This window comes from Streptomyces sp. NPDC052101 (assembly GCF_040680235.1).
Taxonomy (GTDB): Bacteria; Actinomycetota; Actinomycetes; order Streptomycetales; family Streptomycetaceae; genus Streptomyces.
In genome coordinates this window covers 29,718-43,817 of record NZ_JBFAWH010000034.1, presented here as the reverse complement: position 1 = coordinate 43,817, position 14,100 = coordinate 29,718, and the positions used below count along the sequence as shown (strand labels likewise).

The window sequence follows — 14,100 nt, the reverse complement described above, 5'->3', positions numbered from 1 at the left end:
TCAACGAGATCCCGAAATCGGCACGCTGAGCCGGCTTCCGCCACGAACCGGACCTGAAAGCAATGGAGGACAAATGACAGTGAACCCGTTCGACGACGAGAACGGCGAGTTCTATGTGGTGGTCAACGACGAGGAGCAGCACTCGCTGTGGCCCACGTTCGCCGACGTGCCCGACGGCTGGCACGTCGTGGCCGGACCCGCGGGGCGGGCGGAGAGCCTCGCATACGTCGAGGAGAGCTGGACCGACATGCGGCCCCGCAGCCTGCGTGAGGCGACGCCGGCGTCCTGAGGTGTGACCGCCGGCCACAGCTCACGGCGGCTGGCGTCCCAGCGACACGCGCCCCGGCCCCTGTGCGGCGCCAGGGCCGCAGGGCCACAGGCAGCCTCGCAAGGAACCACGCGCTCTCGAAGCACGACTCGACCGAGGCTCGTCCGTGACGACAGGGCCATGGGCTTTCGTGGCACGTACCGGGACGTACGTGGGGTATACAAGGAGGACGTGCTGTGGGCGGTCGAAATTCCGACGTCGTCTTCGTCCGATGGCCGGCGCAGGCGGATCTGAGGACCCGCTGCCGGAAAGAAGGGGTGCCGCGACTACTCGTCGTGGAGGCAGGTGCGCAGCCGCCGACCAGCAACGACCCGGTGGAGGACTGGGTACGCCCCCCGGTGTCCCGGGACGACCTGGAGGCCCGGGTCAAAGCCTTGCAGAACCGTTTCGACAGCTACCGGGCACCAACGATCGACTCGACCGGAACCCTGAGCTTCGGCCATCACTCCATCACCGTCTCCACCACGCAGACCGGGCTGATGCGGCTGCTCATAGACCGCTTCGGCGACGTTGTGCACCGCACCGAGTTCGTGCAGTGCTTCGCCAGGCGGACGCCCACACTGAACAGGAACTCGCTCGATCTGCACATCATGCGGCTCCGCCGCCGGCTCCTGCCCATCGACCTGTCCATCCGGACCGTGTGGGGACGGGGCTACATGCTGGAGAACGCGGTCCCCGCCGAGGCCGTCCCGGTGACGAATGCCTGCGGTATCTGACCGGCACGAGCGGAGAGCGGCGCCTCCGGGTGCGGTCAGCCCCGATCAGGAAACCGAAGATCTACTGCTGGCTCGCACACAGGGATCGAGTCAGATGCGAGAGGCACACCGCACGCTGTCGGGGTTACCGGCGACATCCTCTCGCGATCATGCGGGCTCCCTGAGCATCTGTTCTCAGGAGATGACGTCGTGCGGCACACGACAGGGCCCTGGGATCAGCCGACCACTCGACACCGGAGGTTTCATTGGACTCCTCGACGACCAGCACTCTTTACGAGGTGGGAGACCTGCCCCCGATCGGGACTGTCCCCAGTTCGATGTACGCGTCGGTAATCCGCCCGGAACGGTACGGGGATCCGGCAACGGCCTTCCGGACGGAAGTCGTCGACACACCTGAGGTTCCCCCCGGGTTCGTTCTCGTTGCGGTCATGGCCGCCGGTATCAATTACAACAACGTCTGGGCCGCCAAGGGGCATCCCGTTGATGTGGTGGCGGCACGTCAGCGACAAGGCAGCCCAGAGCCCTTTCACGTCGGCGGATCAGATGCCTCCGGAATTGTCTGGAAATTGGGAGCCGGTGTACGGCAAGTCAAGGTGGGCGATGAGGTCATCGTCTCGGCCGGCCTATGGGACGAGGACGATCCTGACATCAGGCTCGGCGTCGATCCCATGCTCGCGGCATCACTGAAAGCGTGGGGGTACGAATCGAATTGGGGCTCGTTCGCCCAGTTCGCCCTGGTAGCCGAGTTTCAGTGTCTACCCAGGCCTGCCAGGTTGAGCTGGGCAGAATCCGCGGGATTTCTGCTGACCGGTGCGACCGCGTACCGGCAGCTCAATGGCTGGGCACCCAACACGGTTCAACCTGGGGACGGAGTCCTCATCTGGGGTGGTTCCGGCGGCCTCGGCTCCATGGCCATATCCCTGACCCGGCAAATGGGAGGCAGGCCCATAGCCGTCGTGTCTTCGCCGGAGAAGGCCAAGTACTGCCTCGACCTGGGTGCCACAGGGGTGATCGACCGAACCAAGTACAGCCACTGGGGACGCGTGCCTCCGGCCGGCAGTGAAGAGCACAAGCGGTGGACTGCCGAACTCCGGGCCTTCGGGCGGGAGATCTGGGACATCCTCGGCGAAAAGACATCGCCCAAGATAGTTTTCGAGCATCCTGGCAGCGACACGATCCCCACGTCGGTCTACGTGTGCGGTACGGGCGGAATGATCGTGATCTGCGGGGCCACATCCGGCTTCAACGTTGACGTCGACCTCAGATATCTGTGGATGAGGCAGAAGCGGCTTCAGGGATCTCATTTCGCCAATCCGCGCGAGTGTCACGCCGTAACCCGTCTAGTCGACATGGGTCTCCTGGACCCGCACCTGGGACACACGTACACCTTCGAGGAAATCGGCCAGGCCCATCAGGACCTGCTTGAGGGTGTACAGGCACCTGGCAACTCGGCCGTACTGGTCGGTGCGAGCAACAGCCCTGGCGCCAGGTACTCCTGACAAGACTGCGCAGCTCGGCCGCCCTGGACTTCTCCCGGGCGGCCGTCGTCGTCTCCCCCCATCCGCATCGGTGTGCGGGTCATTGCGACAGGAGTCCTAAGAGAACGCTCAAGACGTGGTCGTGCCGCAATCGCGAGAAAGCTGCACACGACATGAAAAACGGATCGAGATCCGGGTTGTCTGGCACGATCGAGTCACGCCGGCCCGCGGTTCTTCCCGAAGTCGCAGGGAATTCGCTTCCGTGGCCGGGCGTGAACGAATCTCCTCCGAGCGGGGGTTCCGCCGGCCGGACGAACAGGCCCTGACAACCACGGAGTCGACGTGACCAGCACCGATCTGAAACCAGTGGAATTTCCCACCGAGCGCACCTGCCCGTTCAGCCCTCCCCCGAAGCTGACCGAGCTGCGTGACGAGCACCCGGTGAGCCGGCTGGCCTATCCGGACGGCAGCACCGGATGGCTGGTCACCGGGCATGCCGCGGCGCGGGCCGTGCTGAGCGATCCGCGGTTCAGCTCACGCGGTGAACACCGCAGGATGGCGGTCGGGGAGTGGGTCCCCCAGCCGACACGGCCGGGAGTTTTCATCTTCATGGATCCGCCGGAGCACACCCGTTTCCGGAAGCTGTTCACCGGCGAATTCACCGTACGGCGGATGAAGAATCTGGAACCACAGGTGGAGCGGATCACCGCGAACCGGATCGCGGCGATGCGGGAAAAGGGATCTCCGGTGGATCTGGTGCAGGAATTCGCCCTGTCGATTCCTTCACTGGTGATCTGTGAACTGCTGGGTGTCCCCTACGAGGATCACGAGTTCTTCCAGCGGCATTCGGAAACCATGCTCGACCACGAGCGCTCGATGGACGAGGCCTTCGAATCCTTCACCCTGATGGCGGAGTTCCTCACCGAGCTGATCCACAAGAAGCGCAGCAAGCCGGAGGACGACCTGCTCAGCAGGGTGGCCGCATCCGATCTCACGGATGAGGAGGCCGCGGGTTCGGCGATGCTCCTCCTCACAGCGGGACACGAGACCACCGCCAAGATGCTGGGCCTCGGCACCTATCTGCTGCTGTCCCGTCCGGAGCAACTGGCGCTGCTGCGGGCGAAGCCGGAGCTGATCAACGGCGCGGTCGAGGAGATGATGCGCTACCTGAGCATCGTCCAGTTCGGGATCGTCCGGGGAGCCACCGAGGACATCGAGCTGGAGGGTCGGCAGATCCGTGCGGGCGAGGTCGTGACGGTGGCGCTGTCCACGGCCAACCGGGACCCCGAGTTCTTCGACAATCCGGATGTGCTCGACCTGAGCCGCAACGCCGGAAGGCACCTCGCCTTCGGCTACGGCGTGCACCAGTGCGTGGGGCAGCAGCTCGCCAGGATCGAGATGCGCGTGGCGTTCAGCCAGTTGATCCGTGAGTTCCCCGGTCTGCATCTGGCCGTGGCGCCCGACGAGATCGAGACGGTCCACCTGGCGTCGATGTACGGCGTGAAGCGTCTTCCCGTCGGCTGGTAGCGGCGATGCGCGTTGATGTCGACCGGAACAGGTGCTGTGGTGCGGGCATGTGCACCCTGACCGAGCCTCAGGTGTTCGATCAGGACGCGGAGGACGGGACCGTCGTGCTGCTCTCTCCGCATCCGCCCAAGGAGTTGTGGGACAGCGTCGAGGAATGCGTACGGCTGTGCCCTTCCCAGGCGATCAGCCTCGACGGGAACGCGGAGTGATCCGGACGGTCGGTTCGTGAGCGACCGAAACAGCAGGCTGCGTGGGCGGGAAGCGCCCGCGCCGCCCGCGGACCGACCGTCCTGACTCCGGCGCCCTGTCGGCGCATCTCCCCTCGAATCTGCTCCCGCCGTCGGCCTCCTCTGCGGACCGCCGTGCCCTTCACCTGCGCGAATTGAGGATGCGTGATGAACGCTGACGACATTGCCATTATCGGACTCGGCTGCCGCCTCCCCGGTGGAATCGACTCCCCGGAAGCCCTCTGGCAGGGCCTGCTGGACGGGATCGACGCCGTCAGCGAGGTCCCCCCGCAGCGGTGGAGAGCCGACGACTGGCATGACGTCGACCCCTCGGCACCGGGCAAGATGACGACCCGCTGGGGCGGGTTCCTCGACGACGTCGCAGGATTCGACGCCGAGTTCTTCGGCATCTCGCCCACCGAGGCCCACCAGATGGACCCGCAGCAGCGGCTGGCGCTCGAGGTCGCCTGGGCCGCCGTCGAGGACGCCCGCATCCGTACCGACCGGCTCGCCCGGTCGGCCACCGGGGTGTTCTTCGGGACCATGTGGCAGGAGTACCACCTCGCGACCGGGGCCTCCGCCGGCGAGATCCGCACCCACACGGCCATCGGCACGGACACCTCGATCATTCCGGCCCGCATCGCGTACGCCCTCGGCCTGTGCGGTCCCGTGATGTCCATCGGCACCGGCTGCAGTTCCTCCCTGGTCGCCGTGCACCAGGCGGTCCGAAGCCTGCGGTCGGGGGAGTCGAACCTGGCGCTGGCCGGCGGCATCAGCCTCATCCTCCACCCCCACACCACTGTGGCGATGGACAAGTTCGGCACGCAGAACCCCGAGGGACAGTGCCGCGCCTTCGACGCCGACGCCAATGGATACGTCCGGGGCGAAGGCTGCGGCGTGGTCGTCCTGCGCAGGCTCGCGGACGCCCGGGAGCACGGTGACCGGATCTACGCGGTGATCCGGGGCAGCGCCGTGAACAACGACGGCACCACCGACGGCCTGGCCACCCCCGGCGCCGAGACACAGGCCGAAGTGCTGCGCTCGGCCTGGCTGGAGGCGGGAACCGCCCCGAGCCTGGTGTCGTACGTGGAGGCCCACGGCACCGGGACCCGCCGGGGCGATCCGATCGAGGCGGCGGCGCTGGGCCGTGTGTTCGGCCGGGACCGGAAGGACCCGCTGCGGATCGGCTCGGCCAAGACCAACTTCGGCCACCTCGAACCGGCCGCCGGAGTGCTCGGAGTGCTCAAGACCTCCCTGGCGCTGTTCCACGGCGAGCTGCCCGCCAGCCTGCACTTCCGGCGTCCGAACCCGGACATCGACTTCGCCGCGGCGAACCTGGCCGTGGTCACCGAGCGGCAGCCGTGGCCGCAGGGGCCGCGCCTGGCCGGCGTCAGCAGCTTCGGCTACGGCGGCACCAACGCCCACCTCGCACTGGCCGGCCCGCCGGAGCGGACCCCCGAGGCCCCGGAGCCCGCCGGGCGGACGCGCCTTCCCTGGGTGCTGTCGGCACGCTCCGCACCCGCCCTGCGGGAACAGGCCCGCCGACTGCGCGCCCACCTCGCCGCGCACCCCGGCCTCTCCCTCGCCGACGTCGGCTTCTCCCTGGCCACCACCCGTGCCGACCACGAGCACCGGGCCGTCGTCCTGGGGCGGGACGACGCGGAGCTGATCGGCGGGCTGGAGGCGCTCGCGTCGGGAGCCCAGGCGCCGAACCTGGTCGTCGGATCCGGCGGCGGGCGCAACCCGGTCCTGATGTTCGCCGGGCAGGGTGCCCAGTGGCCGGGAATGGCCGCCGAGTTGCTCGCGTCGTCCCCGGTCTTCGCCGAGCGGTTCGCCGAGTGCGAGAGGGCTCTCGAACCGTACGTGGACTGGAAGCTCAGCGAGGTGATCGGGGACGCCGACGCCCTGGAACGCGTGGACGTCGTACAGCCCGCCCTGTGGGCGATGATGGTGTCGCTGGCCCGGCTGTGGAACCACTTCGGCGTCGAGCCGACGGTCCTGCTCGGGCACTCGCAGGGTGAGATCGCCTCGGCGTGCGCGTCCGGAGCGCTGTCGCTCGCGGACGCGGCAGCCGTGGTGGCGCTGCGAGCCCAGGCCATCCGCCGGGGTCTGGCGGGCCGGGGCGGCATGGTCGCGCTGGTGTGCTCGCGGTCCGACGCGCAGCGGCTGACCGAGCGGTGGCCGGGCCGGCTGTCGGTGGCCGCGGCCAACGGGCCCGGGAGCACCGTGGTCTCCGGCGATCCGCAGGCTCTCGCGGAGCTGGTCGCGCACTGCGACTCCGAGGGGATCCGGGCCAAGCGGGTCCCGGTGGACTACGCCTCGCACTCGGCACAGGTGGAGGCGATCCGCGAGGACATCCTCACCGCCCTGGCGGGGATCCGACCGCGTCCCGGCGTGGAGGGCTTCTTCTCCACCGTCGACATCGGCCGGATCGACACCGCCACCCTGGACGCGGGCTACTGGTACCGGAACCTGCGCTCCACGGTCGAACTCGACGCGTGCGTACGCGAGCTGGCCGCCGAGGGCCACCGGGTCTTCATCGAATGCACTCCGCACCCCGTGCTCACCATGGGCGTGGAGGAGAGCGCCGACGTGCAGACCGTCGGCACGCTGCGCAGGCGGGAGGGCGACCGGTTCCTGACGGCTCTGGCCGAGGCGTACACCAGCGGGGTGGACGTCGACTGGAGCCGCGCCTTCGGGCGGGCGAACGCCGTGGACCTGCCGACGTACCCCTTCCGGCACCAGCGGTACTGGATCGACGCCGAGGCGGCGGGCGGCGGGTCGACCGCGGACGCGCCGTTCTGGGACGCGGTGGGCCGGCAGGACGTCGACGAGGTGGCCCGGACCCTGGGCCTCGACCGGGACGCCCTCGCTCCCGTGCTGCCCGCCCTGGCCTCCTGGCATCGGCGGCGCACCTCGGATTCCGTCCTGGACGACTGGCAGTATCGGATCGGCTGGAAGGAGGTCCGCGGAGCCGCGGTCCGCGAAGGTGTCTGGCTGGCCCTGGTGCCCGCCGGCGACGCGTGGGCGCACTCCGTGGTCCAGGCCCTGACCGGGCAGGGGCTGCACGTCACCGTCATGGAGGTCGAACCCGGCGTCGACCGGGACGCCCTGGCCGCCCGTCTGCGGGGCGCGACCTACGACGGCGTGCTCTGTCTGCCGGCCGCCGAGGACGGTCCGCACCCCGCGTACCTGAGCGTTCCCGCCGGCTACGCCACGACGCTGACCGCCGTACAGGCACTGGGGGACGCGGGGGTGACCGCCCCGCTGTGGTGCGTCACGCGCGAAGCCGTCGCGGTCGCGGACGAAGCGGTCGCGCCGGACATGAGCCTGGTGTGGGGGCTGGGCAGGGTCGTCGCCCTGGAGCACTCCGCGCGCTGGGGCGGTCTGATCGACGTGTCCCCCGCTTACGACGCCGAGGTACTGGCCGGGACGCTCACCGGCGGGCACGGCGAGGACCAGGTGGCGATCCGGGGTTCCGTCGCGTACGGCCGCCGCCTGGTGCGCGCCGTCGGCGGCCCGGCCCGCGACTGGAGTCCCCAGGGGACGGTTCTGATCACCGGCGGCACGGGCGCGCTCGGCGCCGCGGTCGCCCGCCGGCTGGCCGGGCAGGGCGCCGAACACCTGGTGCTGGTCAGCCGGAGCGGACCGGACGCCCCCGCGGCCGAGGCGCTCGCCGCGGACATCCGCCGGCTCGGGGCCGGGGTCGAGATCGTCGCCTGCGACGTCGCCGACCGGGAGGCGCTCCGGAAGCTCGTCGAGCGGACCCGGCCCGGAGCCGTGGTGCACGCTGCCGGGGCACTGCACGACGGACTCGTCGAGGACCTCACCCTCGACCAGGTCGACGCGGCGCTGCGGGTGAAGGCCCAGGGCGCGTGGAACCTGCACGAACTCACCACCGGACTGGACGCGTTCGTGCTCTTCTCCTCATGGGGCGCGACCGTCGGCGTCCCGGGACAGGGCAACTACGCGCCCGGCAACGCGTACCTGGACGGTCTGGCCGCGCTCCGGCACGCCCAGGGACTGCCCGCGACCTCCGTGGCGTGGGGTCCCTGGGACGGCGACGGCATGGCACAGGGGCCGGTGCGGGAGGTCCTCGACCGCCACGGCGTACCCCCGATGGCGCCGGACCTGGCCCTGCTGGCCCTGGACCGGGCCGTGGCGGCCCCGGATCCCTGCGTGACCGTGGCGGACGTGCACTGGGACCGGTTCCGCACGGTGTTCACGGCGACCCGTCCGAGCGCCCTGCTCGGCGATCTGCCCGATGGCGCGGAGGCGTCGTCCGTGCCTGCGGCCCCCTTCCGGCAGCGCCTGGCCGAACTGCCCGCGGACAGCCGGCCGCACGCCGTACGGGAGGAGGTCAGGGCGCAGACCGCCCTCGTGCTCGGGCACGCGGCGGCCGACGCGGTGGACGTCGAGCGCACCTTCAAGGAACTCGCCTTCGACTCGGTCCTCGGGGTCGAACTGCGCAACCGGCTGGGGGCCGCCACCGGGTTGCGGCTGCCCGCCACGCTGATCTTCGACCACCCCACCCCCGCGCGGCTCGCCGACCACATCCTCGACGAGTTCCTTCTGGACGGCTCCCTTCCCGACGCACTCGCCCCGGCCGCCGCCGACTTGACCCCCGCCGACCCGGCCGTCGGCGATCTGGCCGGCGGCGCAGCGGAACCCGCCCCTGACGGTTCGGCGGAGCCCATCGCCATCGTCGCCATGAGTTGCCGGTTCCCCGGCGGAGTACGCGATCCGGAGGGCTTCTGGCGGCTGCTCGCCGACGGTGGGGACGCCATCACCCCGTTCCCCGAGAACCGGGGCTGGGACCAGTCCGCGCTGTACCACCCGGATCCGGACCACCCCGGCACGAGCTACGTCCGCCAGGGCGGGTTCGTGGCCGCAGCCGAGTTCGACCCGGAGTTCTTCGGGATCAGCCCCCGGGAGGCGCTGACCATGGATCCGCAGCAGCGGATCCTTCTGGAGGGGTCCTGGGAGCTGCTGGAACGGGCCGGCATCGCCCCGGGCACGCTGCGCGGCAGCGACACCGGCATCTACCTGGGTACCAACGGCCAGGACTACGCCTTTCTGGGCACTCCCCACGGCTCCGAGGGGTTCGGGCTCACCGGAAGTGCCGCCAGCGTGGTCTCCGGCCGTGTCTCCTACGCACTCGGCCTGGAAGGGCCCTCGGTCACCGTGGACACCGCGTGCTCGGCCTCGCTGGTGGCCGTCCACCTCGCCGCACAGGCCCTGTCGAGGGGTGAGTGCGCGATGGCCGTCGCCGGCGGTGCCACCGTGATGGCCACGCCGCGGCTGTTCGTCGGGTTCAGCCGTCAGCGCGGCCTCGACCCGGGCGGCCGGTGCCGCGCGTTCTCGGACGACGCATCCGGCACTGCACTGTCCGAGGGCAGCGGGCTGCTGCTCCTGGAGCGGTTGTCGGACGCGCGGCGCAACGGGCATCCCGTCCTGGCCGTGATCCGCGGGTCGGCGGTCAACCAGGACGGCACCTCCAACGGTCTCACCGCGCCCAACGGCCGAGCCCAGCAGCAGGTCATCCGCAAGGCCCTGGCCGCGGCGGGGCTCGAAGCCTCCGACGTGGACGTCGTGGAGGCCCACGGCACCGGCACGACGCTGGGCGATCCCATCGAGGCACACGCCCTGCAGGCCACGTACGGCGCCTCCGGCAGGCCGGTGTGGCTGGGCTCGGTGAAGTCCAACATCGGACACACCCAGGCGGCGGCGGGCGTGGCCGGCGTGATCAAGATGGTGCTGGCCATGAACAACGGGGTGGTGCCGCGCACCCTGCACGCCGACACCCCCTCCCGCCACGTCGACTGGTCGACGGGCTCCCTGCGGCTGGTCACGGACGCCGTCGCCTGGGACGGTGACGGCCCGCGGCGAGCGGGCGTCTCGTCCTTCGGCATCAGCGGCACCAACGCCCACCTGATCCTGGAGCAGGCCTCCGAGGCCGAGGAGCCCGTGGCGGGCCCGCGTCCCGACGTGCTTGCCTGGCCCCTGTCCGCGCGGAGCCCACAAGCCCTGCGCGAGCAGGCGTCCCGGCTGGCCGTCCACGTCGGGACGGACCCCGGCACGGAACCCGCCGACCTGGGGTTCTCCCTGGCCACCTCGCGCACCTCCTTCCCGGAACGCGCCGTCGTCGTCGGCCGGGACACCGCGGATCTGCTCGCCGGACTGCGGGCGATCACCGAGGGAACGCCCTCGGCGTCGGTGGTGCAAGGGTCGGCGGACGACGGCCGGACGGCATTCGTCTTCGCCGGGCAGGGCACCCAGCGTGCGGGCATGGGAGCCGAACTGCGCGAGGCGTACCCGGTGTTCGCCGCCGCATGGGACGAGATCTGCGCCGCACTCGACCAGCACCTGCGCCTTCCGGTCGCCGAGATCATCGACGACCCGGACGCGCTGCGGCGTACCGAGTTCACCCAGCCCGCGCTGTTCGCGTTCGAGGTGGCGCTGTTCCGGCTCCTGGAGAGCTGGGGCCTGAAGCCCGATCTGGTGCTCGGTCACTCCGTCGGTGAACTCGCCGCCGCGCACGTGGCGGGCGTGCTCGGCCTGGAGGACGCCTGCGCGCTGGTAGCGGCCCGGGCCCGGCTGATGCAGGCCCGGCCGGACACCGGCGTGATGCTCGCCGTCCAGGCCACCGAGCACGAGATCGCCCCGCTGCTGTGCGGCGGGCGGGTCTCTCTCGCCGCGGTCAACGGGCCGCGGTCCGTGGTTGTCGCCGGTGACGCGGATGCCGTGGACGAGGTGGCCGCACGCTTCCCCGGGCGCCGCACCAAGCGGCTCGACGTGTCGCACGCCTTCCACTCCGCGCACATGGACGGCATGCTCGACGAGTTCCGGAGCGTGGCCGAGAAGCTCACCTTCCACCCGCCACGGATCCCGCTGGTGACGAACCTGACCGGGCGGATCGCCACCGCCTGCGACGCCGGCCACTGGGTGCGGCAGGTCCGGCAGCCGGTCCGGTTCGCCGACGGGATCCGCACCGCACTCGCCGAAGGCGTCACCCGGTTCCTCGACATCGGCCCGGACGGAACGCCCGCCGCCATGATCGGGGACTGCCTGGAGCGCGAGGCCGTCGTGGTCGCGACCCAGCGGCCGGACCGGCCCGGACCCGAGGCGCTGGCCCTGGCGGTCGCCCGGGCGCACACGGCGGGTGCGGAGGTCGACTGGCCCGCCTTGTACGGCGGCCGACGTCGCCGCGTCGGCCTTCCCACCTACGCCTTCCAGCGGCAGCGGTTCTGGCTGGACACCCCGAGCGCCGTCCATGCCTGCAGCACGGGACACGCTGGCGGCGCCGGGCACCCCTGGCTGACCGCGAGTACCGAACTGGCCGACGGGGGCTGGGTGTTGTCGGGCCGTGTCTCGGTCTCGTCCCAGCCCTGGCTGGCCGACCACGTGGTCTTCGGCACCGTGGTCGTCCCCGGCACCGCGCTGCTGGACCTGGTCCTGGCCGCGACCGGCCAGGCCGGTGCCGCCGGTGTCGGCGAACTGACCCTGGCACGGCCGATGGTGCTGGAGGACACGGCACACGTACAGGTCAGGGTCGGCCCCGCCGAAGACGGACGGCGACCGGTGACCGTGCACAGCAAGGTGGACGGCACGGGTGCCTGGAGCACCCACGCCGAGGGGGTGCTCGTGGACGCGTTCGGTGCGGAGCCCGTCGACTGGTCGATGCCCGAGCTGCCCGCGGTGGACCTCTCCGGCTTCTACGAGGGCTTCGCCGCCCAGGGCGTCGACTACGGCGCCGCCTTCCACGGTGTGGCCGAACTGCGCGGGCAGGACCGGACCGCCTCGGGCACGGTCCGGCTCCCGGTCGGTGAGGCGGGTGGCTTCGGTGTGCACCCGGCGCTGCTCGACGCGGCGCTGCAGGTGATGCGCGCGGTGGTCCCGGCATCCGTGGAGGCCCAGCTCCCGTTCCAGTTCACCGATGTGCGCCTGTACGCCACGGGCGCCACCGAGCTGCGCGTCCGGGTCGATGTCCGGGACGACGGGATCCGGGCCGCGATCACCGACAGCGCCGGGGCTCCGGTGGCGTACATCGGCGCCCTGGGGCTGCGTCCAGTCAGCGCCGACCAGTTGCGCGCCGCCCTGTCCGTGCCCGATCTCTACCGTGTGGTCTTCCGGCCCGTGCCGGACGTGCCCCCGGTGACCGAGCCGGTGCGGGTCCTGGGCCGTGGTCCGGTGTCCGAGGCCCTCGGGGTCGCACCGGCCGAGGCGGTCACCGGGGACGGCCCGCGCCGGATCCTGGTCGACGCCACCGGCTACCCCGACAGCGTCGCCGCCGCCCACGAGGCGACCGCGCACGCGCTGGACCTGCTGCACCGGCTGCTGCCCCGCAAGGACGCAGAGCTGGTGTGGATCACCAGGGACAGCGTCGCCGCCCGCCCCGAGGACCAGGTGCGCGGCCTCGCGGGGGCACCCCTGTGGGGTCTGCTGCGGGCGGCGCGGCGCGAGCACCCGGAGGCCGCCCTCCGGATCGTCGACTGCGACCGGATCGACGCCGCGACCCTGCTGTCGGCGCTGTCCGTGACCGGCGAACCGGAACTCGCCGTCAGGGACGGGGCGATCCTGGCCCCCCGGCTGACCGCGGTGGGCGCCCCCGGTGCGCCCACCGCCGCGGTGGCCGACGGAACGGTGCTGATCACCGGCGGAACCGGCGAACTCGGCAGGGCCGTCGCCCGGCACCTGGTGACCGAGCACGGGGTCCGCGACCTGGTCCTGACCTCGCGCAGCGGCCCCGAGCATCCGGAAGCCACGGGCCTGATCGCGGAACTGACCGGAGCCGGTGCACGCTCGGTCCGGCTGCTGGCCTGCGACGTCACCGACCGGACCCAGGTGGCCGACGTCCTCTCCACGGCGGACGACTGGTCGGCCGTACTGCACCTCGCGGGCGTGCTCGACGACGGCCTGCTGGTCGACTACGACCAGCGGCGACTGCGCGGGGTACTGGCCCCCAAGCTGGACGGAGCCGCGCACCTGGCGGAACTCACCGCCGGACTGGGCCTGTCGGCGTTCGTCCTGTTCTCCTCGGTCGCGGCGACCTTCGGTTCCGCCGGACAGGGCGCCTACGCGGCGGCCAACGCCTGCCTGGACGCCCTCGCGGCCCGCAGCGGCGGGACCAGTCTGGCCTGGGGGCTGTGGGAGCAGGCGGGCTCGGGCATGACGGCCCACCTCACCGAAGCGGAGCTGGGGCGTCTGCGCAGGCAGGGAATCGCTCCGCTGCCCGTCGACAAGGCCCTGCGGCTGCTGGACCGCGCGCTGCGCTCGCCGGACGGCAACCTCGTCCCGGTCCGGCTCGACCTCGCCGCGTTGGAAGGGGAGCCTCCGGCGCTGCTGCGCGGTCTCGTCCGGCCCTCGCTCCGCCGGGCCGGCGACACCCCCGCAGGCGGTTCGCTGCGCGAGCGCCTGAGCGGGCGGACGCCCGACGAGCAGGCCGTCTCGGTCACCAGGCTGGTACTGGAAGAGGTCGCCGTCGTCCTGGGGCTGCCCGGTCCCGGAGCGCTCAGGAGCAAGGCCGTGCTGAAGGACCTCGGCCTCGACTCGCTGATGGCCGTGGAGCTGCGGCGCCGACTCGCGAACGCCGCCGAGGTCCCGTTGCCCGCGAGCCTCGCCTTCGACCACCCGACACCGGCCGACATCGCGGATCTGCTGATGCGACGCATGGGGATCACGCGCCCGGAGGCCGCGACAGCACCGGAACCGGGGTCCCCTGCGGACCCGGAGGCACCGGCGCCGGCCCGGTCGGTCGCCGAGATCGGCGCCGAGCTCGAGGCCCTCCTCGAACTCTAGAAGCTTCCATACCTTGCACTTCCTGG

6 protein-coding genes are annotated in these 14,100 nt (G+C 71.4%); all 6 read left to right on the top strand.

What is annotated here, in order from left to right; genetic code table 11:
- Positions 1 to 73 precede the first annotated feature (73 nt).
- The 6 genes from AB0L75_RS36690 (at position 74) to AB0L75_RS36665 (ending at position 14,074) form a co-directional block, all read left to right on the top strand.
- On the top strand, positions 74 to 289 hold the full coding sequence (locus tag AB0L75_RS36690) for an MbtH family protein (RefSeq protein WP_365190170.1): 216 nt from the start codon (positions 74 to 76) through the stop codon (positions 287 to 289).
- 296 nt (positions 290 to 585) lie between these two features.
- Positions 586 to 1,044: a winged helix-turn-helix domain-containing protein gene (locus AB0L75_RS36685; RefSeq protein ID WP_365190167.1), complete on the top strand. Its 459-nt coding sequence runs from the start codon at positions 586 to 588 to the stop codon at positions 1,042 to 1,044.
- A 245-nt stretch (positions 1,045 to 1,289) separates the two neighbouring features.
- Positions 1,290 to 2,543, top strand: a complete 1,254-nt coding sequence (gene ccrA, locus AB0L75_RS36680; protein ID WP_365190165.1) for a crotonyl-CoA carboxylase/reductase — start codon at positions 1,290 to 1,292, stop codon at positions 2,541 to 2,543.
- Positions 2,544 to 2,864: 321 nt separating this feature from the next.
- Positions 2,865 to 4,049 carry a cytochrome P450 gene (locus tag AB0L75_RS36675; RefSeq protein ID WP_365190163.1) on the top strand — a complete coding sequence of 395 codons (1,185 nt, stop codon included), beginning with the start codon at positions 2,865 to 2,867 and terminating at the stop codon, positions 4,047 to 4,049.
- 5 nt (positions 4,050 to 4,054) lie between these two features.
- Complete coding sequence (locus tag AB0L75_RS36670) at positions 4,055 to 4,258, top strand: ferredoxin (protein ID WP_365190160.1); 204 nt, start codon at positions 4,055 to 4,057, stop codon at positions 4,256 to 4,258.
- A gap of 186 nt (positions 4,259 to 4,444) precedes the next feature.
- Positions 4,445 to 14,074, top strand: coding sequence for a type I polyketide synthase (locus AB0L75_RS36665; RefSeq protein WP_365190158.1), 9,630 nt, complete (start codon positions 4,445 to 4,447; stop codon positions 14,072 to 14,074).
- Positions 14,075 to 14,100 lie beyond the last annotated feature (26 nt).

Bases quoted from the DNA above. Each gene is read 5' to 3' on its own strand.
- AB0L75_RS36690 (WP_365190170.1), top strand. From the start codon at position 74: ATGACAGTGAACCCGTTCGACGACGAGAACGGCGAGTTCTATGTGGTG.
- AB0L75_RS36670 (WP_365190160.1), top strand. From the start codon at position 4,055: ATGCGCGTTGATGTCGACCGGAACAGGTGCTGTGGTGCGGGCATGTGC.
- AB0L75_RS36665 (WP_365190158.1), top strand. From the start codon at position 4,445: ATGAACGCTGACGACATTGCCATTATCGGACTCGGCTGCCGCCTCCCC.